Source organism: Niabella yanshanensis (genome assembly GCF_034424215.1).
GTDB classification, from domain to species: domain Bacteria; phylum Bacteroidota; class Bacteroidia; order Chitinophagales; family Chitinophagaceae; genus Niabella; species Niabella yanshanensis.
The window spans coordinates 4,688,522-4,714,371 of sequence record NZ_CP139960.1 but is presented as its reverse complement, the minus strand read 5'-3'; the positions used below and the strand labels follow the sequence as shown (position 1 = coordinate 4,714,371).

General features: G+C 44.2%; 16 protein-coding genes. All 16 read right to left on the bottom strand.

All coding sequences use genetic code 11. The features are described from left to right. Positions 1 to 14 precede the first annotated feature (14 nt). The 16 genes from U0035_RS19570 to U0035_RS19495 all read right to left on the bottom strand — a co-directional run bounded on the left by U0035_RS19570 (position 15) and on the right by U0035_RS19495 (position 25,850). The gene (locus tag U0035_RS19570) at positions 15 to 1,166 is read right to left on the bottom strand and encodes a glycoside hydrolase family 27 protein (protein ID WP_114790624.1); all 1,152 of its coding nucleotides are present in this window, start codon (positions 1,164 to 1,166) and stop codon (positions 15 to 17) included. A gap of 26 nt (positions 1,167 to 1,192) precedes the next feature. Next, a complete protein-coding gene (locus U0035_RS19565; RefSeq protein WP_114790623.1) occupies positions 1,193 to 3,607 on the bottom strand; it encodes a glycoside hydrolase family 2 TIM barrel-domain containing protein in 2,415 nt (804 codons plus the stop codon). A gap of 30 nt (positions 3,608 to 3,637) precedes the next feature. Continuing rightward, positions 3,638 to 4,627, bottom strand: a complete 990-nt coding sequence (locus tag U0035_RS19560) for a Gfo/Idh/MocA family protein (protein WP_114790622.1) — start codon at positions 4,625 to 4,627, stop codon at positions 3,638 to 3,640. 256 nt (positions 4,628 to 4,883) lie between these two features. Further along, entirely contained in the window at positions 4,884 to 7,253 is a 2,370-nt protein-coding gene (locus U0035_RS19555; RefSeq protein WP_114790621.1) for a glycosyl hydrolase 115 family protein, read from the bottom strand. Positions 7,254 to 7,269: 16 nt separating this feature from the next. Then, the gene (locus tag U0035_RS19550) at positions 7,270 to 10,272 is read right to left on the bottom strand and encodes a glycoside hydrolase family 2 protein (RefSeq protein ID WP_245957694.1); all 3,003 of its coding nucleotides are present in this window, start codon (positions 10,270 to 10,272) and stop codon (positions 7,270 to 7,272) included. A gap of 557 nt (positions 10,273 to 10,829) precedes the next feature. Continuing rightward, the gene (locus U0035_RS19545) at positions 10,830 to 11,639 is read right to left on the bottom strand and encodes an alpha/beta hydrolase (protein ID WP_114790619.1); all 810 of its coding nucleotides are present in this window, start codon (positions 11,637 to 11,639) and stop codon (positions 10,830 to 10,832) included. An 86-nt stretch (positions 11,640 to 11,725) separates the two neighbouring features. Continuing rightward, positions 11,726 to 12,340 (bottom strand): alpha-ketoglutarate-dependent dioxygenase AlkB family protein, encoded by a 615-nt coding sequence (locus tag U0035_RS19540; protein WP_114790618.1) that lies wholly within the window; start codon positions 12,338 to 12,340, stop codon positions 11,726 to 11,728. Then, positions 12,327 to 12,572: an Ada metal-binding domain-containing protein gene (locus tag U0035_RS19535; RefSeq protein ID WP_114790617.1), complete on the bottom strand. Its 246-nt coding sequence runs from the start codon at positions 12,570 to 12,572 to the stop codon at positions 12,327 to 12,329. The genes U0035_RS19540 and U0035_RS19535 overlap by 14 nt, the downstream gene beginning before the upstream one ends. Positions 12,573 to 12,575: 3 nt before the next feature. After that, positions 12,576 to 13,289, bottom strand: a complete 714-nt coding sequence (locus U0035_RS19530) for a 2OG-Fe(II) oxygenase (RefSeq protein WP_114790616.1) — start codon at positions 13,287 to 13,289, stop codon at positions 12,576 to 12,578. Beyond that, complete coding sequence (locus U0035_RS19525; RefSeq protein WP_114790615.1) at positions 13,286 to 14,143, bottom strand: methylated-DNA--[protein]-cysteine S-methyltransferase; 858 nt, start codon at positions 14,141 to 14,143, stop codon at positions 13,286 to 13,288. Before U0035_RS19525 ends, U0035_RS19530 begins: the two co-directional genes overlap by 4 nt. A gap of 294 nt (positions 14,144 to 14,437) precedes the next feature. After that, on the bottom strand, positions 14,438 to 15,763 hold the full coding sequence (locus tag U0035_RS19520; protein ID WP_211316413.1) for a rhamnogalacturonidase: 1,326 nt from the start codon (positions 15,761 to 15,763) through the stop codon (positions 14,438 to 14,440). A gap of 133 nt (positions 15,764 to 15,896) precedes the next feature. Next, complete coding sequence (locus tag U0035_RS19515; RefSeq protein WP_114790614.1) at positions 15,897 to 17,681, bottom strand: RagB/SusD family protein; 1,785 nt, start codon at positions 17,679 to 17,681, stop codon at positions 15,897 to 15,899. Between the two features lie 233 nt (positions 17,682 to 17,914). Beyond that, positions 17,915 to 21,094 (bottom strand): SusC/RagA family TonB-linked outer membrane protein, encoded by a 3,180-nt coding sequence (locus U0035_RS19510; RefSeq protein ID WP_114790613.1) that lies wholly within the window; start codon positions 21,092 to 21,094, stop codon positions 17,915 to 17,917. A gap of 25 nt (positions 21,095 to 21,119) precedes the next feature. Beyond that, entirely contained in the window at positions 21,120 to 22,475 is a 1,356-nt protein-coding gene (locus tag U0035_RS19505) for a fasciclin domain-containing protein (protein WP_114790612.1), read from the bottom strand. A gap of 38 nt (positions 22,476 to 22,513) precedes the next feature. Beyond that, entirely contained in the window at positions 22,514 to 24,187 is a 1,674-nt protein-coding gene (locus U0035_RS19500; protein WP_114790611.1) for a fasciclin domain-containing protein, read from the bottom strand. 160 nt (positions 24,188 to 24,347) lie between these two features. Further along, positions 24,348 to 25,850: a RagB/SusD family nutrient uptake outer membrane protein gene (locus U0035_RS19495; RefSeq protein WP_114790610.1), complete on the bottom strand. Its 1,503-nt coding sequence runs from the start codon at positions 25,848 to 25,850 to the stop codon at positions 24,348 to 24,350.

Genomic DNA, 25,850 nt, shown 5'->3' with positions numbered 1-25,850 from the left:
GCATTTTAATATTATCATTTACCCGACCTTAATACTACAATGCCATGAGCAGGCAGGCTAAAGGTTCTTTCTTTTTTTCCAAACTTACCCAGATCTTCTTGTTGCCACAAATCTCTGACCACACTGGTTTCTGACAGACCTAAAGACTTTGCATCCACCTTAAATAATTGTTTCTCACCACTACGATTTAAAATGGCGATAGCCAGCCGGGCTTCACCTTCCAGTTGTTTCTGCCACACTTCAGTATCGCCTCGTTTTAAAATACGCCGGGCCTGCACCTGTTGGATATCCTGGTTAATGGCAATGAGATCTTTATTGGTTAAAATATCTATTGTTTGCTGACTCATATCGCGCAGATCGTTTCCTGCTAACAATGGAGAATTCATCATGCACCACATTGAAAAATGCGCCTTATCTTCTTCGTAGCTCATCCCGCGCCCTACCTGCAACATATCCATATCGTTGTAATGACCTGCTGACGCGTATTTCCAAAGATCCGCATTCATATCAATGATCTTTAAGATGGAAGAGAAGTGGGGTCTGATATCGCCCGAGATCCTCCATGAGTTTGCTTTTTGCATGGCCCATTCTCCGGGAAATTTCCAACGGCATACGTTAAAAACTATCTCCTTATTGATAGCTTTTACGGCATTGATGATCTTTGTATACTCCGTCTCCTCAACCAGTTTCATCCGTTCGCCTCCGCACCAGTCAACTTTTAAAAAATCATATTTCCATTCTTTAAAGAACAGGTCACAATCTTCTTTCACATAGCCGTAGATACCCACCCCAAAGCCATTGGGGTCTTTATCATAAATAGAACCACAGGTATTCTTTCCCGCATCTGTATAAATACCCGCCTTCAAACCTTTGCTGTGGATATAGGCCGCCAAAGCGCCCATACCTGAAGGAAATTTCTTCTTATCTTCCAACAATTTACCTGAAGCATCGCGGCCACCAAAATAACCGTCGTCTATGTTAATAAAGCGATAGCCGGCTTTGTACAAACCAGAGGATTTCATCGCATCAGCCTGTTGCCGGATCATTTTTTCATCAATGTTGATATGAAAATGATTCCAGCTGCTCCAGCCCATGATAGGGGGCTGTGGTTGCGCATAGCCAGCTACCATTCCCATAGCCAGCAGAAAAGAAAAAAAGTATTTCATACACTTTTGAATTAATGGGATAAGACCTACCTGGTTATGATCTTTAATGCAGCAGGATTTAACCCGGGAGTCGCAACTTTGATCGTTACCTCACCAGCAGTTTGTTGCGACCGGAGAATACCCTGGGCAAAACCATTATGTAATTTTCTTTTATTAGTATTAAATAGTTCATCGCTATGATGATCCCCGTTGTCCACCGCAACCAGATTGGCAGCACCGCTCAACTGAAAGCTCACTTCAGGGCCGCTTAGGGTTGGTACCTGCCGCCCTTTACTGTCAATGGCATATACTTTTACATACTGCAAATCCATTCCGTCTGCCTTCCAGCTTGCGTTCTCTGTTTCGATTTTTAAAGCTACTGCAGCGCCTGTCGTGACAAGCTCATGGCGGGCGATCTCTTTTCCATTGGTGCGTGCAATAGCAATTATTTTACCAGCCTGGTATGGCACTTGCTGCCAATAGATCATATTCCGTTTAGCAACATCACTGGTATCATTTTTCTGAACGCCCAACGACTTCCCGTTTAGCAATAACTCCACTTCCTCGGCATTGGTAAACGTAAACAGGTTTTGCTTGCTGCCGGCAGCACGATTCCAATGAGCAGATAGCGGCAGATGCCCCACTGTAATATCATTCCATTCGATATTTTCTTTTTCACTGTCCATTACGCCGATATACACCTGTGGATCTTCGCTGAATGCAGATTTAACCAGATAGGCTTGTGGTAAGGGTTCCAGGGCATGATTAAAAAATGAATATGCCCAGCCCTTCTTCGGCCACCCGTTAGATTCTCCCCAATATTCAATAGCGCCCCAATATGCTAATCCTACCATTTTATCCCTGTTCATACCAAAATAGGGTGCCAGCAGCTCATTAGTAGTGGCTTCACTTTGGTAAATATTCATGTCAGGCGCATGCTTCAGGTAGTCGGCATAGTTATACCAACGGTAATTGAAGCTGGCCACATCGGTTACAGTTGCCAGTTCCGGCGGAACGATATTCGTATTAAAATCCTTATCATTTTTGCCAACGCCGCCAGCCCTGGCCGGGAACATAGCTACCGTTGTTTTCCTAGTGGAGTCGTAACGTCTAGCCAAGACATTCATCATGCGGTAGGTAGTTACGCCCCAGTCGCCTGTAGGGTACCCGGCAAGGTCTTCGCGCATTTGCAGTTCGTTACCGAAAGACCAGAGAATCACTGAAGGATGATTGCGATCACGTTTGATCCATTCTGTCAGGTTGCCCGGCCAGAGCTCTGTCCAGGGTTTGCGTCCCGGCCAGTAATCTTTATTGCTCCATTTATCGTAGAGTTCATCCACTATTAAAATCCCCTTCTCATCAGCCAGTCTTAAAAACGCCTCTGAATATGGATTATGGGAAGTTCGGATATGGTTGTATCCAAACTTCTTTAAAAGATCCATCTGGCGGGCAATAGCGGTTTCATGAGCAGCAGCACCCACCGCACCCAGGTCGTGGTGATTTGCAATACCTTTCAGGAATACTTTTTTACCATTTAGCTTAAAGCCATAGGCCTTATCAAACTCAACCGTACGAATACCAAATTTTTCAGCAATACGATCTACCGGCTTACCATTCATAACCAGCGTAACAACGGCCGTGTACAAATGAGGGGTTTCGCAGGACCATAACTGAGGAGTAGCGATGCTCATAACCGGAAGGGGTACTTCAACTGTTTTCAATTTGTTGCGTTGCGGAGCTGATGTTTTGGTTGTAGCAACCTGTTTTCCGTCGGGAGAAAGAATAGCTGTTTGAATCTCCAGTTGATATTCTTTATTGCGAATACCTTCCAGCTCTACCTGCACTTTTACCCGGGCAGACTGCTCTGTAATTTGAGGAGTAGTGACGAATACGCCATGCCGGGCAACCGAAACCTCATTTTTGACAATAAGATGAACATCTCTGAACAATCCCCCACCTGTATACCAGCGGGAGCCGCCTTTATCACCCGTAGAGGCGCGAACCGCTATGACATTATCCGCATCGTATTTTAACAACTTACTGATATCTGACTCAAAGCCCAGGTAGCCATAATCTGTTCCACCGATCTTCTCGCCATTCAACCATACATCGCCCGTAACCATAATGCCCTCAAAATCGATTAACACTTTTTTCCCTTTCCAGGCCGGATCTGCTTTGAAGGTTTTACGATACCAGCCAATGCCCATCGCTTTAAATCCGCGGGCCCCACCGCCTGATTCCAGCCAGGGTTGATTAATTTGAAAATCGTGCGGCAAATCAAGCTCCTGCCATTGTGCATCATTAAAAGCCGCAACCTGCGCTTCGGTTATATCACCCAGATGAAATTTCCATCCAAAATTAAATAACTGCTTCAAACGGGGTTCTGAAGTATTTTCCCGGGCAATAAGAGGCAGGCTGCAGACTAAAGCTATGCAGAGTGCCCACAAAGATTTCCTGTACATATGTATTTTTTAAACTCCTATAAAACTGTTTTATCCAGAGGTCGTTGTTCCGGCAAAAGCGTCTATGATCTCCATAACTTCGGTGCCCACAGCTCCGTCGCAGGGATTTTCGCTATGGCCAAGAAAGTAGGTCACCACCTTTTCGATCATAGGCTGCTCTACATGCTGCAGGGGCGGGAACTCTAATAGTTCGGTTTGACCGTTGATGGTTACCGAAACATTTTGGCCGAAAAAGCCGAAACTTATATTTCCTTCGGAGCCATAGATAGTGCATATATCCGCAGTATCCGATTCATTCACGGTAAAGCACCACAGGCCATTAAACACTACGCCGTTGGCAAAAAGCAGGGAGCCATTAACCAGGTCATCAGCCGCTGAAACATTGGCTTGATTAAACGCCTCCCCTCTATATTGTTCTATTGCTCCAAACAGGTATAGCATCAAATCAATCTGGTGAGGAGCGAGATCATGAAAAAGACCGCCTCCCGATAAAGCGGGATCGGTTCGCCAGTTCTCTTCTGAACGGGCTATAAGTTTGGCCGAGGAACTTTGCAAAAGTTGCAATTGTACAAAACGTATGTCGCCGATCACCTTAGTATCAATCAACGATTTTATTTTTAAGAACATCGGTTGCAGGCGACGATAATGTGCCACGCAAAGTTTTACATTCTTCTCCGTTGCATAGTCAAACATTTGCCTCGCTTCAGCCGCATTCAGCGCCATTGGCTTTTCTACATATACGGGTTTTCCGGCCTGCAAAGCTGCTAATGTATAGCCTGCATGGGTACTCGGTGGCGTAGCAATATATATCGCATTTACATCAGGATCATTAATGAGTTCATCAGCATCGGCATACCATTTAGGCACACCATGCCTGCGTGCATAATCTGCAGCTTTGTCTGCATTGCGGCGCATCACAGCTACCAGCTTAGAATCAGGTACTTTATTGAATGCCGGTCCGCTCTTTACTTCGGTAACATCACCGCAACCTATGATTCCCCATTTTATTTGTTGTGTCATTTTTTGTTTTTAAAATCATTAATAATTTCACAAAACTACTCAACGTATTAATACTCTTAGCTTCTTAATGGTTCCACTTTCTTCTCAAGATTCATATTATAAAACATTAAGACATTTAGAGACATTAAGGTTTACAGTTAACAACTTCAGATTACCCGATTTTAATTACCTTAACTACTTAATGGTTCCCCTCTTCAAATTCTTTGTTATAAAATATTGAGGCATTTTGAGACATTAACAATGAATATCATTCTCTTCACCAAACCTTTACCTGATCCACTATAACTCCTTCATCCAAAGCCCTGATGTATATCGTTTGTTTCCCTTTTTTGTTCAATAGATGACTGGTGTTGCGGATTGCCTGGTTACGCAATACATTCTCTTTCCATTCTTCGCTTCGGCCTTCAGTGGCGTAGTTGACTATTTGCTCCGGTCCGTCATTAACGCGTATCGCATAACGAATAGCCTTTCCTTCAACTGGATGATTAGGTGCTAATGCCATTTGAATGCTTAACGAATCTGTATCACCAGCATCAAAACCATAGCTTAGCGTTGTGCCCACAGGCACTGTAACCGCGCCCCGCTGGTAGCCTAAACCATGAGCAACCGGTTTATTGCCCGAATAAGAAGTATAAGCTATTCCGTTCCACAAAAATTTAGGGGGATTATGAGATGCCAGACCAGCTTCAGCTTTGGTATGAGGCAGCCTCTCAAAAACAGCGAGGTTACGGGGTTTAAAATCCATCATCCCCTTCCACTTTCCATTACTCACTGCGTTATATTGTTGAGTAAGCTGTTCTATCCGAGCATAAGCCTTATCGCTCTCTGTCCAATCTAATTTACCATGCCTGGCTAATTGTCCATACAATATTTTTTTGTTCATTTCAGCAACGGCCAGCACGGGATACTCTACCAACTGAAACCAGGCATCTTTTTGAGTTATGGATATCTTCCCTGAAAGCGCTACAACCTTTGCAGAAAGCGCTTTATAGGCATTTAATCGCTCGAGGATCTCTGTCTCGCTCCAGGGCAGATCTGCTACTATTTTATATTTCGGATCCTTCTCTTCTGTGCGGGTTCCACCCACAAACTCCGGCTTGCGAATATAAGCCAGGCGATAATATTCATTCATTACATCCAGCAGGGCTTTGGCATGAACAGATCCAAACTCCCGGCTTAACCAGTTTTTCAGGTGCTGATCCAGCCCGTTGATATCATTCTTTATTGCGTTGATATTCCAGGCCATATCTAAAAACAATTCTGTTAAATATTCGCCGGGCTTTAAATCGCCCACATTTAAGATCCATATATCTTTAGCACCTTTGTCATACGCCTGTTGCATTTGAGTATATAACTGGGCCGGATGGTTAGTAGCCAGCCAGAGATAATCATGCGGGCGTCCCCAATAAGATATATGATAATACACGCCATTACCACCTTTACGGGCTCTTTCTTTTTCCGTCGGAAAATGTTTCAGGTATCCATAATTATCATCACACCAGATCAGTGTTACATCTTCAGGCACTTCCATCCCATCATTATATACATCTAACACTTCTTTATAAGGTATAAACACCTGCGGTACTTTTTTCAGATCCGGATTTACATAAGTTTTCAAAAGATCTCTTTCATCTTTAATCACCTGTGACAGTACCCTTTTATGCTCTATCAAAGTCTTTACTCCCTGCATCATGCCGTCGTGCTTACCCCTTAAACCGATGGTATAGATATTGTCTGCCCCCTTCAGCTCTTTTAGTCTTTCTGTCCAATAGGCCAACATCGCATCCTTGTTTGTCACATAGTTATAATCACCTTTACCTGCTATGTCCCATTCGTTCACACTATTTCTCATCAGGGGTTCGCAATGGGAAGTACCGATAATAATTCCATATTGATCGGCCACCTCTTTGTTCCCTTTGATAAAATAAAAAGGAACAGTTACCTCATGCATGGCCGGCCAGATCGTATTGGCCCTTAATCGCAATAATAATTCAAAAACCTTCGCGTATGTTTTGGGACCAATAGCACCTTTAGTTTTTCCTACCCTGGGAAGACCTGGTTCAAAGTTGGTACTGCTCCAGGGTAACAAGCCCCAGTCTTCATCGTTAAAGAAGATGCCCCGGTATTTTACCGATGGATATTCCAGGCGATTATACCCGTTTTTCAAACTCAATATATTCTTTTGAGCTACCGGTGAATCGGCCCACCATTCCCAGGGCGAAACGCCGATTATCCTCGATAGTTCTAATATGCCGTAAGCCGTCCCCCTTTTATCAGAACCAACTATATATAACCTGTCATTTTTCACCTCTATAATAAAGCCTTCGTTATGCAAACGCAGATCACTCAGCAGTTTAGCGGAGACATGCTTTTCAGCTACACTGTTTCGGCCCAAAGTGCCTATAAAAATAGGCGGGCTGGCAACTTCTACGATTTTGCCGCCGAAAACTTTGGTATAATCTTTCTTCAGTATACCCAAAGCTGTATGAACTACCGTGGCTTCCTGCTTATCGAGTGACACAGATAGATTTCTATTCTGCTGAAAAACAAAATCTGCATGTGCCTGAAGGCAACCCACTATGAGGGATGTAAAAAACACCACCAGTTTTTTTATCGGCAATTTCATGATCTGTTAAAGTTCGTTATTTGATACGCTCATAAAATTCTGCTTCAATAATACTCAAAGCTCCTTTGGCTTTGGCATCGTCCCGGGCTACGCCATCATCCAGCTTTTTACCGCCTACTTCCACTTCGCCGAAGCCCAGACCAGTAGCCGCGTTGGTAGACAGCCCGATGCGGATCTTTTTACCTTTAACCGGCTTACAATGGATGGTGTAGTATCCGAGTGTAGGCCTAGTAGTACCATTGAACGCTTCTTTTCCATCAACTGTAATAATTAAAGGGTAGGTTCTGGAACGGAAATTATTTAATTTCAATGCGATCTCATCTACTATTGCCGCTTGCTCGAGTTCATACTCGATCCAGGCAGTGGACAGCTTACCATCGTTTACCCAATCACTTAATTCATTATCATCATAGCTCTGGCCAGCTTTTTCAGTGTTAGCACCTGCAATTGCCGATTTCACACTCAATGCCTTACGGCTCACCGCATAAGAAGGTGTAGCAGGCGTAGCGCCGCGGGTGAGCACAGATGGCAATCCGGCCCCGGGTATTATTTGACTCAATCCATTTTCTGTTTTCACGGAACGGGTTGTTAATTGTATAGAAGCCTCTTTCAATCCATCCGCTTTGGCTTTTACCCTGATAGCTCCCGGAGTAGTGGTAGAGCGGATCATAAACCGGTTCACACCCCCTTCTACCGGGAAAGTTTTAGCTAATACATAATTATCTGGTCCCATAGCCATACCGCCACGCCATTCACCCGGGCCATCTAATGTATAATGAATCATGTTCAAAGCTGTCGGACAACGTCTGCCCTTAGCATCTACTACTTCTACTTCAACAATAGAAACGTCATTACCATCAGCCAGGAAGGGCGTGGGGCGCCTTATTTCTGTGAGCTTTAAGGCTACCGGTGCACCGGCAGTTTCTATTTGTGTGGTACATACCTGTTTATTATTCTTATCGTATCCTATTGCCGTAATGATCCCCGGTTTCCATTCTACATTTTTAAAAGTAAAAATGAATCCATCGCTCAATGTGCCATAACCTAATGATTTACCGTTCACCTTCAGTTCAACCTTTGCTGCGGAGGAAATTACGTACATATCTTTGGTTATTCCCGGCTTGTAATTCCAATGCCCTACAATATGCGCACGATAGCTTTCAGGCACTACCCAGCCATCCCACATCACTTCATGTGCATAATAGTTTTGCTTTTTAATACGCATAGCATCTACTTCACCACTGCGCCGATAGTTCTCCTCCCCACGATGATGCGTGTTGGTCTCTGACCAAACAATGTTAACGCCCCCGCTGCTAACTCTTTTACCCGTACCCGGACGTTCTTTCCAGAACTCGTACCAGCGTTTTACATTTTCCAGGGCATGGCTCTCCATATTCCTGTTGTAAGTGGCAGCACTTTGTCCGTTATGTAAGGGCCCTTCGCCATCCTTATGAAAAGGCGGCGTCCATTCGTCCCAGTATTTACGGGAGCCTTCATCACGGGAATACTCCATCGCCCACATGGGTATATGCGCACTTTTGTTGGTATATAACATTTCACCGCCATATTCGGCAACCTTGCTATCCAGCATTTCACGACTGCCAATAGCTCTGCCACCAAAAGGATCCAGGCGATCACGCAGCGCTTTCATTTGCGCCATGTGTGGCTCGCTGATGCTTTCATTACCACATTCGTAAAAAATAATACTCGGGTTATTACGATTGTAAATAATAGCATCATGCATAACCGCCACGCGCTGATCCCATCGCGTACCTTCCACATCTTTTTCCGCATCGCCCGCAGGCATAGCCTGTATCAGCCCCACCCTGTCGCAGCTTTCCACGTCTTGTTTGGAAGGTGAAATATGCATCCAGCGTACCAGGTTTCCACCACTTTCAACCATTAGCCCGTTACTATAATCGCTCATCCAGGCAGGAACAGAAGTACCTAAAGCAGGCCATTCGTTGGAAGTTCTTTGCGCATAGCCATGCACCATTATCACCCGGTCATTGAGATAGATCATGCCATCTTTAAAAGCAGTTTTCCGGAAACCTGTTTTAGTAGTTACTACATCTACCGGCTGATCGTTGATCAGTAAGGATGTTTTCACTTCATACAAATAGCCGTATCCCCAGCTCCAGAAGTTAAGTCCTGCTACACGAGCCTTAGCGCCCAGGGTTTTGGTTTCACCCGGCTGTATAGCTGTCCTGTCACCCGTAAAGGATTTAACTAATTTCCCATCCAGGTCAAACAACTCTACCTTATACCCTACCTGCTGTGCCTGTTGTGTTTCATTTTTAACTTCTGAAGAAGCATTGATGGTTGCCGCTTTTTCTTTGATGTCAAAGTCATTGGCATAAATATAAACACCCGTTGTTTTGAGATTGGAATAGAGTGATAAGGTTTGATACAATCGGGGTGTAACGTGCAGGAACACATTACGGATAATACCCCCGTAGTTGGCATTAAAATTCCTGTCCTCCCACTGGTACTTACTGTTGGTAGCTCTTTCGCGATAGTTCCAGTCATTATCAATACGCGCTGCAATGATATTATCCTGTCCATCAAAATGCACCAGGTCGGTGATATCAAAACCAAAAGCAGTTACCCCATTCTCATGAAAGCCAACAGCCTTGCCGTTTACAAAGAAGTCGCCAGCCTGGCGTATACCTTCAAACTCAATAAAGATTTTTAGTCCTTTCGCCGAAACCGGCAATTTAAAATGTTTTCGGTACCAAACGATACCTGTTGACAGGTCCACAATATCCTTTTTAAAAGCATCATCTTCATTCCAGGCAGCCGGCAGTGTAACCCGTTTCCACTCTTCATCTTTATAGCTCGTCTCTTTGGCTTCAGGAGTATCTCCCAATTTGAAAAGCCAGTCGCTATTGAAATTGTATTTACGTTGTGGTACCGGGTCCTTTGCCATGACAGCATTACTGCACAGCATCAGCATTAAACAGAAAACACTACTGAATATTATTTCCAGGTTCCGTCTCTTGGAGTGTAAGACTTTCATACTATTCGTTTCAATCGTTTTTTGTATTGGTTGCCTTTATAATGACTGAAACGAAAATAGAAGAGTTTGATTATTTATTATCCTGCTGCATCCTGTCCTTACCTGCTCCTACTCCCCTTTTTATCCGATTCTTCAATCGACTTGTATTTTCAATCGTTTGAAATCATTAGTTTGAACGATACATTTTAACCGGAAATAAGCAATTGATACAGATCTTAAAGTAAATAGCGGACAGGGAGGAGATCAGGAAACCTTCAACTTTAAATAATTGCTACCTGGCAAGATGCGAAACTATTTTAAGGTAGCGATACCCTGTCCAGATTGCCGCAGGTAATCATTATTATCATAAAATGCCGATTCGCGCATTCCCACTCGAAATCGTCAATAGGGTAGCATACTTTCACCTTGTCTTTTAAAGATTGCAACAAGGCGTCTAGCTCGTCGGTATTGAAGTAAAATCTACTTGTAAAAACAGGTTTCTCTAAAGCTTCATGCTGCTCAACTGCAATTGTAATATCTTCGGTTTGCTGTTCATAAGATATCTCCCCTACGTTCGATCATTTACTCAGGGTCCATATCAACGCTTTTTCTTTAACCGCCCTAAAGATGGTCTGATGCTGTTCTTTTGGCTCATCTGAATAGTGCCATTGAAGATCCTTAACCCCGGTGGTTTCCAATATGCCTGATAGCTGTTGGGTATAACGGGAAATATCTTTTGCCTGTGATCCGGCAAACCAAAGCCGCTTACTTTCGGGCATGGTTGACAAATAGTTCTTTGCATTTTTTACCAACTGATGATCATTCCACCACAAGGATGGATCTATTGCTATATATCCATCAAATAGTTCGGGATGCTGAAAAAAGGTTTCCACAACAAATAGCCCGGCCAAAGACTCCCCTATAATAGTTTTTTTGCCGGTAGTACGATATCGTTTATCAACTTCCCGAAAAAGTTCGTCTTTTACGAAAGTTCTGAATGCGGCCGAACCTCCGACTACGGGAGCGATCTCTTTATCCTTTTTTATCTGTGTAGGTCCCGACATATCTCTGCGGCGTTGTGTGTTTTCTATACCGACCAGTATCACTGCCGGAATTTTTTGGGCAGCAATCAATTCGGCCAGTGTATTTGCTATATGTGGGAAGTCTTCTTTCACTCCGCCATCGGGCATGTATACAACAGCGAAAGAGTCAGTTACCACCGAATAGCCGGGCGGTGTCCATACATTGATGGTTCTTTTTTCTTTTACATTTTTTGATTCTATAAAAAAGGTCTCATGCACCGGTACAGGATCCGGCTGGGCGGAAGTATCGGAACAAGCTGCGAGAACCACTAACGATAACAACAAACAATAATAAACAGATTTCATATTTCCATTAGTTTACTCAAACCGAATAAACATACAAAAATTAAATCATATTTAAAATTATTTACTGAGTACTGATCTGATAGCTTTTATTCACTGCTTACAATGGTTCTGAATGTGAGATTAACCCGGGGCCTGGTTATTTTTTTACTGGGTGGCAAGCGGTGCCACCAAAAGGTTTGCGTGGTATCTTTCATGATCAACAAGCTGCCATGCTCTAACACCATTTCTATTTTCTCTTTGGTTTGTTTATGCTTGAAAGCAAATTTTCTTTCTGCCCCCAAACTAAAGGATGCTATGGCGCCATCCTTTTTCAGATCCGTTTCTGCATCGCTGTGCCAGGCCATTCCTTCCTCTCCGTTATGATACAAATTGAGCAGGCAGGAATTAAAAGTTTCGCCGGTTTCTTTTTCAATCAAAGCTTTTAATGCCATCAACTCTTCGGTCCAGGGCAAGGCCCGCTTGGTTGTATTAGAGTAGGTATACTCGTAGGGTTTGTTGCCATACCAGGCCACTTTTCTTTTGGTGATAATCTTTTTGCCAAAAATAACGGCTTCATCGTTTCGCCATTCAATGGTATTTAACAGCCTTTCCAGGTAAAAATCTGCCTCTATTTTCGACAATAGTTTTCCATAATAATTAACCGTTCCATCGAACGGAAGCCAGTTCTTATCCTTATTGGTTGTTTGATTAAAGAGATCCATATTTCCATTTTTTGTAGGCCGCTCTCATGCAATGTCCGCAGGGCCGGTAACCATTTCGCAGGGCTTCCTGTTCAGATGCAAAGAATACCCTGTTCGTTCTTTTCATTTTTTTGCCGGTAGTACAGTTTAATACACCATATATTTTCAGTTGCTGATGGCCGCCCCAGCTTATCTTTCCACTGCGTATCCAGCTTCTCAGGGCACTATCTGAAATGGCTGCATGCCGTATCATACCTTAACTTGATGCATCATGAAAAATAATACCCAGCGTATGCCTTTTCCCGGATTTCACTTCGCTTACACCATGTTTCATATTCACCCGGTAATAGCCCTTTGCCCCTTTCTCTGGTTTAAAATTAGTGGTAAAGATCACTGCATCGCCTTTTCCCGGCTGAAGAACGATTGCTTTGGACTGCGCTCTTGGAACCTGCTGTGTTAATACCAATTCACCACCGGTAAAATCAGTTCCAGGCTCGTTCAGCATCAAAACCACCTGTATGGGAAAATAGATATCGCTGTACAGATCCTGATGCAGCGTGTTAAAACCGCCTGCGCCATACTTTAAAATTAAAACAGTGGCCTTTTCCTGGTTGTTGATATGGCATTGCTTCAATAGTTCAACATGCTGTAACGGAAACTGTATATCCATATTCAAAGCCTTAAACCATGAATTGGCAATTGTTGCCAAATGAGGATAAATGGTTGTTCTTATTGTCTCAATCAACCCGGGCAACGGGTAGTTAAAATACTTATACTCACCCAGTCCAAAACGATAACGTTCCATCACCACCGTTTTGCGATACAGATCAGGGCGATCGTAGCTGGCTTTCAACTCCTCACATTGCTCATCCGACAACAGCCTGGGAATGATCGAATACCCCTTGTGATGCATGGCTTCTGTAACCGCCGGCCATTCCGTCGCTGCTATTTTCTGCTCAATTGTTTTCATAGTGTTGCAATATTGGATTGAGTGTGTGCACCTTCCCAGCCGATAATGGCAGCTTTTCGCGTTGGCCCCCACATATAGCCACCAAAAGTACCGGTTGACTGAATGACGCGATGACAGGGAATTAAAAAAGCTACAGGATTACTTCCTATTGCAGTACCTACCGCTCTTGAAGCATTCGGGCTACCCATCGCAGCCGCAAGGCTACCGTAGGTGGACAGTCTTCCCATTGGGATCTTTAATAAACTTTCCCAGACTTTTATTTGAAAAGCCGTTCCTTTCAGGTGCAATTTAACCTGGCTAAGTTTGCTCCAGTCATCCTGGAAAATGAATAAGGCATTTTGTTGCAGCAGGTCTAATTTTCTTTCAAAAACCGCATTAGGAAATTTTGCAACGAGATCCCTTAATGCTTTTTCTTCATCATTTTCGAATGCCATATAACAAACACCTTTGGGTGTTGAGGCCACAATTAAAGGACCAAAAGGGCTTTCTGCAAAACTGTACAAGATGTGCAGACTCTTTCCACCGTTTTTATATTCAGCAGGTGTCATCCCTTCTATATTCACAAAAAGATCGTGTAAGCGGCTGGTGCTGGACAACCCCGTTTCGAAGGCTGCGTCGAACAAACTTACCTGGTCTTGTTGAAGCATTTTCTTGGCATGCTCAATACTGATATATTGTAAGAACTTTTTCGGACTGGTGCCCGCCCATTCTGTAAACAGCCTTTGAAAATGCGCCGGACTTAAGTGGATACTTTTTGCGACTTCATCCAAATTAGGTTGCGACTTGAAATTGGCCTTAATATAATCGATTGCGTCCGCTATTCTTTTAAAGTTGATATTAGCCTGTGTGTCCATATTCCTGTCTTTTATAATGCAAATATCTATACTTGCCGACAGATGTAAAATCCGGATTATGCTAAATATGCAATAAATAATATCTCTCCGATACTTCTATTTTGTACATGAAAAACAGCGGCAAGAGCAGCAACAACCGGACACGCTCACTACTTTAGGTAGCAGTAAATATGCCAGGTCGCCAACTTTGTGATTAGTCTGGCTATTTTAATAATATTACCTAATGATCGCATCGGCATCAACCTAGTCATAGAACAATCGATTATCAGCAGTATATCTTCGTCAACAAAAAATTTACTGAACATTTTTGCCGTTCACCACCACATTTTCCAGGGTGAAGGTATCGATATAGTTTTGGTGTATGGCAGGATTTTTAGCTGCTTTTACCTTCCAAACTTTAAATGAAAAATTGGTCAGTTTATATTGCTCTGAGTTGCTCACATTAAATACATTATCACAATCCAGCTTCAGGTTCTTCATAGTGATATGATGGGCGTAAGACATTTTGATATCCTTCTCCCCTTTCAGATCGAAGAACTGAGTCCAGGGCTGGATATAAAGCATATTGGTTACACTACCTTTGATATCCTCCACCGTTACATATTCATACAGCTGCGGTGTGTCCGGGCGCATTTTCAACCATAATAATCTTTGCGCGTGATCTATTTTGATGCGACGTAAAATGATATTGCGGTTATGAACAGATTCGCTGCCGAAGGTAAGTGCGCCATGACAGAAACCAAAAACATTGTCTTCAATAATTACATTAAAATTACCACCGTTCTCAGGGTCTTTATCTGCCTGCGGGCCTTTACCACCTTTTAGCGCTACGGCATCATCATTCACCGACATGTAGCAATTTTTGATCAATACATTTTTGCAGACATCTAAATCGATGGCATCGGAGCTCGGCGCTTTAACCGGTGCAGCAGGCGCATAGATGTAAAGGTTTAGCAATTTCAGGTTTTCGCATTTGTAATAGTGAGAGGTCCAGAAGGGAGAATTGATCAGCCGTATGCCAGATACCTGTACATCTTTACTATTGGATATATACAGAAGGCGCGGCCTCATTTCATCTTTATTGGTGCATTTGGGATTCCAGCTACGACGCAACCAGAATGCTTTCCAATAGCGCAGGCCATTGCCATTCAGCGTTCCTTTGCCGGAAATAGTAAATCCGTTGACACCATCTGCATTAACGAGCGCCGGGAAATATTTACAGGTTTCGCCTTCAATGCGAGTAGTCAACACTTTAAAATCACTGATATCATCACTGGCTTTCAGCGTAGCGGCCTCTTCCAGGTGCAGGTGCGTGCCTGGTTTAAAAAACAGGTTGCCACTTAAAAAAACTCCCTTTGGAATAATGATAACACCGCCGCCGGCTGCGGCAGCTTTATCAATTACCGCCTGTATAGCCTGGGTTTGCACCAGGTTGCTGTCTGCTTTAACACCATAGGCAGTAATTCGATACTGCTTACCTAGTTTTTTAAAATCAGTCAATTCATTTTTCCTGAACCAGTCAGGGATGGGCGTACCATCGGGAAAAAGGTCCTGGGCTGTTAGCTGAGCACTAAAAGCCATTAATAATACAACAAACAGTTTTATACTTTTATTCATCATAATCGGTCAAAAATAAGCAGTTCGTTTTAGTATAAAACAATAGTTAAGATGATAAGCCGCAACTGCAGGAATAAAAAGCTTCCCATCCGGTCCATTATGAACATCTTTCGGAACCTGTTGCCTGTCATCTTTCCTAATCCAGTTTAAACGGCAAATACCATCCCTCCCTATTCATCAGCTTAGCTCTTGCGGCTCCCGCATTCGGATCGCCATCCTTTAATAATTTCTGATACACTCTATCAGCAATAATCGACGGGTCATTTCGGTGACGGGCAATGCGCAGCAGGTCGGCCCAGCGGGTGCCTTCAAAAGCATTTTCCAAAGCGGTTTCCTGTAGTAGCCCGTCTTCAACCTGTATTAAGCTATCTGCTACATTGGTAGCCGTAATTTCTAAAGGCATTATATAAGCGCGGCTTCTTACGCCCATATGACGGTACCAGTCTCCCCGATACCGAGGTATTTCTCCGTTCCTTGCATCGAAATTGTAAGGAGCGGGGTACGTCAGTGTATTTTGCCACGGAGTTTTGTCCGGAACATTCGGATTCTCAGGATTATTGAAAACCCCACCAATTCCGTTACTAATGAATGCATAAGCCAAACGATGCCAGCCTGCCCGGTTAGCGGCTTCAGCAAAACGCATCACCAATTGCGTCTGACGAAACAGGTACCAGTCTCCGTTCTTTACTAAAACATCTACCGGCAACTGGCTGTCTCTGTTGAGGTATTTGGATATAAACTTCATGGCAACGGGTTGGCCACTTATATTAATAACACTATACAGTCCACGGGGATCGTAAGGAGCGCCGGCGCCGGGAATACCCCTTGGGCCTATTTGCTGGCTGGCCCAAAGATCCGTTACCTGTTTTGAGGGCTTTAACAGATAATCGCCACCCACTGGAGAGAACAGTTTTATAAAAGGGTTGGCAGGTGCAAATTTATTGTCAAAGGGCAGAGCCCAAACCCACTCCCGGGTATAATTCTCGCTAGCGGCAGTTGCTGTGAACATAGTGGGCCATCCGGAATTATACAACAGAGAGTTCATATCTCCCTCTTTGGCACGTGAAGTAAAGGTAACCCGGTTATCGGTCCAGGGATCCGAACCTCCAAACCAACCCATTTTATATTGAGAATAGCCATTCTCAGTGGCACCTTGGGGTGTTGCAACCTCCATAGCTTCTCTGTAATAAGTCGCTGCCATGTTAAACTTACCTTTCCATAAATACAAATCACCCAGCAATACTTTTTTGTTGATGAAGAATGCGGCAGTAGGATACCCATCCAATATGATGTCAAGGCTCGAACCGGAAGAATATTGCGCTTTGTAAGGAATAGGTTCGGTAAACGCGATCAGTGAATCCAGCAAAGCATCGAAGGGTACTTTAGGAAACAATGCGGGGTTGGTTGCGTCTTCTATAGTTGCCAGCGGGCTGGTAACGTAACGCACTTCATCGCCATAATGAATGCCTAACTGCAGGTATAAAAAGCTGCGCAGGCAGGCAATATCGGAGTAACGCTCGTTGTAGTTCATCTCACTCAGCTTTTTGTCGCGGTACATCAGGTTCATGTTGTACAAAACATCATTACAATTAATGATCAGCTCATAAAAAGGCCGGGGATCTGCATAAGGATTGTCTGCCTCAACCGTATGATTACTTACCTGGCGTAACCATTTATCGGCATTCTGCGTATAATTCAATAGGTCGCCGCGCAGTTCGTTCAACACAATGTACTGCTCGGCAAGGCCCATAAATTTACCGTAAATACCCATTACCGCGGCGTCCGCATCGAACACATTTTCATAGGCCTTTTCAGCTTCCAGCTCGTTGGTGGGTAGCTTTTCGAACATTTTCTTGCAGCCCGTCAACAGGTTTATCGCCGCAATCGCCACCACTACTGTTTTTAAAAAAAATCTTTTCATCCGTATATGTTTTTAAACACGATTCAATTTATATTCTTGGTCAGGGTTGCCAACACTGATCTTCCTGTCAACTACTTACCGCTCACAGACAGCGAGCTTTTTATTTTAACTTATTCATCCACCTTTTCCTTAAGCAGCTTTTTAACAGCTTCATACAATCATTTTTTTTAGCCGTTATTTTTTTCAAGGCCTGTCCCGCGCGACTGACACAAATGCTCCATTATCCACACTAATTACAGCCCTAACCTTACACCCAGCACCACATTTTTGAAAACGGGATCCATGCCCGTATCAATACCCTGTGCCAGCGGACTGGGGAAGGGACTGAACTCAGGATCGTACCCTAAATATTTGGTAACAGTAAACAGGTTGTTGCCTGTAGCCGATACAGCGATACTTTTAAACGGTGCGCCGGGCTTCATTTTGAAATTGTACGTAAGATTTAACGAACGCAGGCGCAGATAAGAACCATCTTCTATCCAACGATCGCTAAAGCGATTGTTGCCCATGGGATCGCCCCAATTGGCCCTGGGCATATTAGTTTGCTGCCCGTCAGTACGCCAGCTATTCAATACACTTTGTAACTGGTTTTCCGGTCCACTTTGAGATTCCAGGCGATAACGTAAATAATTAAACACTTCGCTGCCTACTGAATACGTAATCAAAGCACTTAACTCAAAACCGCGGTATATAAGTCGATTGCTGATTCCTCCAAAAAAGTCCGGATTGGCATCGCCGATAACCGTACGATCGTTCTCATCGATGAGCTTATCGCCATTCATATCCACGAAGCGCACATCGCCGCCTTTAAATGCCGTTGTGCCACCCTTTTCGTTCACCATTGACAGGCCAGCTGATGTTGCTTCGGCGTTTGAGCTAAAAATACCATTTGTTTGGTAACCGTAAAACTGGTTCGCTGGCTGGCCGGCCGCTGTACGAATTGTAGCACCGGCAAACTCTGTAAAAATCTCTCCACCGGGAACGCTTACGATCTTGTTTTTATAAGTAGCAATGTTAGCGCCAAAATCCCATTTCACATCCTTCGTATTCACTACGCGCACATTAAAACTTCCTTCCACTCCGTTGTTTTTCAATTCGCCATCGTTGGTGAGCACTGTGCTAAATCCGGCAGGGCTCTGCAAAGGCCGGTACACCAGCATATTAGTAGTACGGTTGCTGAAGGCATCCAGGCTAAAGGTTACTCTTTCATTCCAGAAAGCAAGATCTACCCCACCATTGAGCTTATGCACAGTTTCCCATTGCAGCGATGGGTTGGCAATCCCTTTCCTCACGAATCCTTGCGCACCCAGCAAATTCTGACCGGTATATAAAAACAGCCCGGTGTAGTTTCCAATATCATCGTTACCTGCAATACCGTATGAAGCTCTTAACTTAAGGAGATTAATATCAGACGCTGACATGAATTTTTCTGAGGAAAGCAACCAGGCAGCCCCCAAAGAAGGAAACAACGGAAACTGCCGACCCGCTATTGAGAGACCGTTTGCAGCCTTTACTCCAAACCTTGAAGATCCATCCATGGCCATATTAAGGCTCAGGAATATCTTATTTTTAAACCCGTAATCAGCACCCAGATATGCATTCATCCAGTTCCACTCGCCCATATCTCCCGTAACCAAACGCAAAGCTGCCAAACCATTCTGAACAGAAACGAGATCATCTGTTGCAGAATTGGCGGTAGTTACGCTTATCTGGTTTGCCCGGTTATTTTGGTATCGTATACCCAGCCTCGCTGTAACTGAGTGATTATAATTAAAGTTCCTGTTATACTCGAGCTTCGTGTCATTAAAAAGGGAAAACAGTTGCTTTACCTGCGATCCCATACGATTGTTGGCAACGGCATTCCAAAGAGTATCCCGCACCACACCCTCGCTGGGGACGAAAAAAGTTTCGCGCACCTTATCAAATTGAATCCCGATCAGGGTGCTGGCTGCCATGTATTTATTGATTTCAAACTTGAAGCCGTAAGATCCAAAAAAACGGTAATATTTATTCGAAGCCTGAAGCAGATCCGTCAATACCACTGGGTTGCTTAAGCCCAGTATATCTACGGCTTCCAGGTTGGGTGATTCGGTGCCATCTGCGGCACGTTCCCGATCTGCAAGGAAAGGTGATTTCACTAAAGCATTAAATAAAGGTCCCGTTTTATCGGCGATACCCTGGTCCTTCAGGTTTTGTTCGTTGTAAGAAAAAGAAAGGTTCACTTTCCCGGTCAGTTTCTCTGTGAAATTGAAATCGGCGTTGAAGCGCGTGTGGTAGCGCTCCAGTTCGGTATTTTTAATAATGCCTGTGTTTTTCAGATAACCGACGGTAAGACCGTAGGTGGCAATATTATCACCGCCGGTGATGCGTACATAACCGTTTTGATTCATGCTATTATTGAAAACCTTACGTTGCCAATCGGTATTATTGTGATATTTGTAATAGTCCGGGCTAGAAACATTGTCGACCATAAAGGGCTGAGCGGCAATTTCTTCTGCTGTCATGCCACTGGTAGCCAACATGCGGCTAAGATGCGAACGATAATCACTTACATTTAATAAGGGTAGGTTTTGGGGTGCGACATTGAAGCTCGCAAAAACACCTGCATCAATTTGAGTAGCCTGCCGGCCTTCGGCACTTACAGTTGTGATGATGATAGTGCCGTTTGATCCTTTAGCGCCATAAATACCTGCCGCATCCTTCAATACGGTAATGCGATCGATATCTTTCACATCGATTATACTGAGCGGATTTGTATAATTATTCGCAACAAGGCTTTGCCCGTAATCGTTGGCTTCAAAAGGCATACCGTCTACAATAATAAGCGGCCTGTTGGTAGCATACAGCGAATTGATGCCGTTCAAAAACAAATTAGCGCCTGCGCCCTGTCCCCCTGAGCGGCGGATGGAATTTAAACCAGCTACCTCGCCCTGCAACATCGCGTCCACTGTTTCCATCGGCTGCTGCCAGCCTTTGGCCATTACCTGCTCTGCATTTGAAGTTATAAATTTTCGAACCAGCCGGCCAGTTGGGGTCACCATCGTTTCATTAAAAGACTTTGTGCTTCGCGACAGCAGCACTACTTCAATTTGATCTCTGTGTTTAACCGAAACCACTTGCGGATCATAGCCATCTGCCTCTACTAAAATGATAGCAGTGGGTGCGGGCACTTTTATAGTGTACTGTCCTACGCTGTCCGCAATGGTCGCTGAAAAGCCCTGCACCTGCAGGCGGGCGCCGTTGATGCCCCATCGGGTAGCGGCATCCCTTACCACGCCCGTTACCACCCTTTCCTCCAGCGCTACAGGCACTTTTTTCTGATTTAGGGAATCTGTAGTCTGAGCGCTACCTGTGGCAAACAGTAACAAAGTCATCGCTACAGTTAATACAGGCTTAAAACTTTTATACATCATAATCTTTTTATTCTAAATAAACGAGTTAGAACACCGGAACCAGCCTGATATAGTTACATACCAGTGCATTGCTATTAGTGGCGGTACTGTTAGCGGCAGTTAAATACAAATTAAATACAGGCTTATAACTGGTTAAAGTAAACTCACCTGCCAGTTGCTCGGCATACCGGTTCATTTCTACAGTAGCATATGCGGGCAAAGGAGAGTTGAAAGAATCTACTCCTATTTTTTGTGTAAATGGCGCCGTCATACCGTTAATGTTATCGTTCAATGCCATCCAGTAAGCACGATAAGTAAGCGCTGGAATATCGGTAAGCCGGTAACGGAGATTGAACTGAGCCACCCCGTGATTGTACACCAGCACATCCCTGAATATACCACCCGTTGCGGAGTCTCTTTTATCTCTTATAAAAGTATTGGCCACCCGGTTATGACTGGCTGATGTATAATTTTCTGCCTCAATAACAACGACCGGAAATTTGTTGTGTAAGGGCACATCCAGTTGATTCAGTACATATACTACACCGTTGCTGGTCGTAATGGCTTCGGCAATAGCAGTTTTATTTATTCCTACCCGAACACCAAACTTTGAAACGATGGTATCGGGAATAGCAGCAGCTGAACTGTACAAGGTATCCACCAGTAAATCCTTAGCAACCAACCATCCTGCCACTTTTGCAGTGCTATCGTTATTGCCTGGTACGGTGCTATAGGGTATTAATTTATCCACTTCTGCCTGCCAGGCGGCATCTCTTAAAACAAATAGTGTATGATTTTTAGCCTCAACACCCGCATCATGTACCCTCGATGAAAAGAGAGAATCTACAGAGAGTAGTGCAGCTTTTTGTTTCCCAGGCATGCGTTCATCAGATGCAATAAATTGTTGTATATTGGGTAAAGCCGGCAGCGCTTCACTGATAATCTGTAATACCCCATTTTTGGCCAGCTGATCCTTTCCGGCAATAGCCACTCCATCTACATTTTCAGCTGTAAGGTTATGGTACTTGCCGTTCAACATGGGAATACGCGCCATAACATCCATGTCTGAAGTGTAGTAGGCCTGGCTGGAAATATGGCTACCTACGAACTGCTTTAAAGCTGCCGCATCATTTTCAATCGCAGGTAAAAGATTAGCAAGCGCTGCATTCGTAGGCGCAAACACCGTAAACATTTTGGATGTCTCCAATGTATCCGCATAGCCCGATTGACGCAAAAGCTCCATAAATCTGCTCAAGTCCGTATTATTTGCTATACGCTCCGCAAGATTCATGGTAAGTCCGTCATCGGTTAACGCATTATGATCGTCCCATTTTTTACATCCTGCCAGCAGTAATGCCGACCCTGTAACCACGAACAATATTTGTATTATTTTCCTGTACATGAATTATTTTTTCAATTTAGTTTGTAGATGCTCACTTTTTAAGGCTCAAATGACATGGATCCATCCCTGTTAAACCGGGGCAGAATCTGGTTATCATCTACCGGTATGAAATGAATCATATCGATCCGGCACTCGCGCCCCCCGCTACCGTTCCACTCAAATCGTACCTGCTGGTTTCCGGTAGTAGCTATATCCACGATTCCTACCAACCTTGAGTTATGACGCCAGCGATCACTGGCCGTGATATAACTTTTCCACCCAATAGATTCCAGTTCTTCGGGAGTACCGGCTGGCATAAACTCGTTGAAGTTGATGGGGCGCTGCATTTGAATTCCATTTATTAAAACATTAGCCCCTACACTGTGTTGTGCTACATAACAGATCCATACTTTGTATCTTCCTTTGATGATAGCTGGTGTAGTAAACTGCCACCATTTAGCACGATTGTTTCCAAATTGCAACATCACATGATCCCCAAATACGCTGTTGGTATTTATAGATCCGGAAGTGCCATATTCATAGTTCAGTGTGCGGGAAGCCGAAATATATTCCCAGTCAATACTCGCTACCGGCTTGTCGGACTCCGCCGCCCGGTTAAACCCCAACCAGGCCCGGCGGAAATAGGCCGGCTGATTCATGATTTCCGGGAATGTGGCTACATCCCAGTAAAGGGCCTGAGGTCTGCGATATTTAGCCATAGTATGCGCATTAACACTATGCCATACCCCATTGGTAGCTGAATTATCGCTTTCTGAACGGATTAACTTAACCCCCCGCTCCAGCGCTCCGTTAAACTCACTTTCATTAAGCACGATATCCTGATCCTGTAAGTCTATACTAATTACTTCTTCAGGTAACAATGTAAGCTGTGTGGTAAAATTGATGATATCGCCCAGGTAATGCAGGCCCCTCATAATATGGTAGGCAATGTACATATTCAGACTATCGCCAGGGCTGGAAGGGTTTCCGGTTTGACTGTATTTGGCTTTTAAATCGGCATAAGAATTATAACCGCTATCAGCCAGGGCCTGATTCGATTCCGCAATTACCGTTTTCCAAAGTTTGGAAGTGTCCGTCTCCACTTTATTTAAGGTATCATAGTAACCGGTTTCTTTCAGGGCCTGAACGAAAATGGAAAAATCAGCATTGGACTCCAGCTCCTGAGCCAGTGTGCGTGCTGCAGGTAACAGCATCCGGTCGATCACATGCACAATGCCATTGCCCATACGCCGGTTGGAACTAATGATATTGGCCTGGCGATTTACAGTGTAAGAAGCCGCGCCGTTTACAATTCCTGCACCGGTAATGAGATACTGGCCGTACATTGTTGCAGTTTTAAGCTTACCGTCGGTAAAGGCGCCGGTGGTAATCGTATCCTCGAGCAAATGGAATCTTACCAGGTTTTTTAAATGGTTTACATCCGCCGAACCTATTGATGATACACCGGTTGAGTCCATCCAGCGCTGTACGCCCTGATTGGTAACTATAAAAGCCGTGTAGGCTCCATAGGCATTCAGAAAAGATGCCGTTCCCGTTACTTCGAGTATTTCTCTGAAAAGGGAAAAAGAGTCTGGCTGGGCATCTAATAACCCGGTGATGTTTACCTCTGTGGTTGTGGCCGATGGGTAATCGGTTTTTTTACAATTGGTAAGCCATAGGCTGATCAGAGACAGCACTAACGAAAATTGTAAAATAATATTATACTTTTTCATCCGTATATGTTTTAATTTTTATTGGGGTCGGACGCCTGCCTGTTCGGCAGACAGGGATTTCGCCCAACTATCATTCCGTTCGTGTATGTAATGTTTATGGCTCATTTCATCTCTATAGTTTTTTACAGCCTGGTGAAAACGGGCTGTTTGCGACGCATCGCTATCTGTAATACGGATTTTGCTCCAACAGTGGGTTGGTTTGCATTTCGTACAGAAAAACCGGCATATAATGACTGTTGTGATCGCGCAATTTATTGAAGGCCGCCTGCTGCAATGTTACAGGGACACTGATGGATGCGGCATTCAATATGAGATCCAATCCAGCGTAATTGTTTCTTTTGGCAAAACGTAGCAGATCAAACCAGCGCTTGCCTTCAAAAGCAAACTCTCTTTGTCGCTCTTCCAGTATCGCAGTTGCCATACCCGATTGATTGGTACTATCCAACGGTACCATTTCCAGGGCTCTGGCGCGTTCGCGAATGGTTTTTACCAGGCGCGAGGCTTCGAGTGGTTGCCCAAGTTCATTGATAGCTTCCGCTTTCATCAGCAATGCGTCTGCATAACGGTAAAAAATCCAGGGAGCAAAAGACTGATCGATTGCCCTGTAGTTATTACCATTTTGATCGGCCCCTACATATTTCCAGATGCCAAAATCAGAACCCCTGAACGCAGCATCCTCGCCACGGTAGTCCAATTGCGGCTCGGCATTTACCAGATCGATTCCGAATACTTCTTCAGGAAGGTGCAGTGCCGCTCCATATCGTTTTTGCGATGGCGTATGCATATTGAAGAAGGGATTCAGTATCTGTTCATCATATTGTATTTCAAAAATTGTTTCGGTTGCGGCCCCTGTTATAAACAAATCATCTAAAAAGCTAATGCCCGGTACCAATGTGAATGCATTGGCATTAATGAGTTTATCACATTCTGCGGAAGCGGATGTATAATCGTCCATCCAAAGGTACACATCGGCGAGAATTGCATTTACCGCATAGCGGGTGATACGTCCTTTGTCAAAGGCGCTGGTATTGCCGTAACTCAGCGGCACTTTGAGCTCTGCTTCTTTAAGATCGGCTACAATTTGGTTTAATATGGTATCTGCACCGGTTTTGGGGATCGGAGTAATATTGTCATCACTAATGGTTGCATCCAGTTTCAAGGGTACATCTCTGAACGTACGCACGAGGTAGAAATACATCAACGCCCGCAGGGCCTTTGCCTGTCCTACAGACCTGTCGAGATGCTCTTGCGTAAAAGTATTGTCCGTGGCAAGTACACCAGGCGCCAGCTCAATCACCACATTCGCATAATTAATGGTTTTGTAAAAACCCGACCAGTCGGCAAACCCATTAGTGGGTACCATATTTACGTTGATCATATCCTGCTCATCCTGGCTGGTTCTGTTGCCTGGCGTCACCATATCGGCGCGCGCTTCTCCCCATACAAACATAAAGTCTGTTAAAGCTCTTGAGTTACCACCGGTACTGGCCAGAATGGAGGAATAAATGCCGGTTACCGCCGCATCCACCTGCTCTTTGGTTTGCCAGAATTCGTTGCCGACAATACCATCGGTGGGTTTCAGATCGAGCCATTTTTTACAGCCACTCAAGCTATAAACCGCTGCAATCACTAATAAAAACCGTATCAAAATATATTTTCGCAT

Excerpts from the sequence above, each read along its gene's own strand:
- U0035_RS19570 (WP_114790624.1), bottom strand. The coding sequence starts at position 1,166 with ATGAAATACTTTTTTTCTTTTCTGCTGGCTATGGGAATGGTAGCTGGC.
- U0035_RS19565 (WP_114790623.1), bottom strand. The coding sequence starts at position 3,607 with ATGTACAGGAAATCTTTGTGGGCACTCTGCATAGCTTTAGTCTGCAGC.
- U0035_RS19560 (WP_114790622.1), bottom strand. The coding sequence starts at position 4,627 with ATGACACAACAAATAAAATGGGGAATCATAGGTTGCGGTGATGTTACC.
- U0035_RS19555 (WP_114790621.1), bottom strand. The coding sequence starts at position 7,253 with ATGAAATTGCCGATAAAAAAACTGGTGGTGTTTTTTACATCCCTCATA.
- U0035_RS19550 (WP_245957694.1), bottom strand. The coding sequence starts at position 10,272 with ATGAAAGTCTTACACTCCAAGAGACGGAACCTGGAAATAATATTCAGT.
- U0035_RS19545 (WP_114790619.1), bottom strand. The coding sequence starts at position 11,639 with ATGAAATCTGTTTATTATTGTTTGTTGTTATCGTTAGTGGTTCTCGCA.
- U0035_RS19540 (WP_114790618.1), bottom strand. The coding sequence starts at position 12,340 with ATGGATCTCTTTAATCAAACAACCAATAAGGATAAGAACTGGCTTCCG.
- U0035_RS19535 (WP_114790617.1), bottom strand. The coding sequence starts at position 12,572 with ATGATACGGCATGCAGCCATTTCAGATAGTGCCCTGAGAAGCTGGATA.
- U0035_RS19530 (WP_114790616.1), bottom strand. The coding sequence starts at position 13,289 with ATGAAAACAATTGAGCAGAAAATAGCAGCGACGGAATGGCCGGCGGTT.
- U0035_RS19525 (WP_114790615.1), bottom strand. The coding sequence starts at position 14,143 with ATGGACACACAGGCTAATATCAACTTTAAAAGAATAGCGGACGCAATC.
- U0035_RS19520 (WP_211316413.1), bottom strand. The coding sequence starts at position 15,763 with ATGATGAATAAAAGTATAAAACTGTTTGTTGTATTATTAATGGCTTTT.
- U0035_RS19515 (WP_114790614.1), bottom strand. The coding sequence starts at position 17,681 with ATGAAAAGATTTTTTTTAAAAACAGTAGTGGTGGCGATTGCGGCGATA.
- U0035_RS19510 (WP_114790613.1), bottom strand. The coding sequence starts at position 21,094 with ATGATGTATAAAAGTTTTAAGCCTGTATTAACTGTAGCGATGACTTTG.
- U0035_RS19505 (WP_114790612.1), bottom strand. The coding sequence starts at position 22,475 with ATGTACAGGAAAATAATACAAATATTGTTCGTGGTTACAGGGTCGGCA.
- U0035_RS19500 (WP_114790611.1), bottom strand. The coding sequence starts at position 24,187 with ATGAAAAAGTATAATATTATTTTACAATTTTCGTTAGTGCTGTCTCTG.
- U0035_RS19495 (WP_114790610.1), bottom strand. The coding sequence starts at position 25,850 with ATGCGAAAATATATTTTGATACGGTTTTTATTAGTGATTGCAGCGGTT.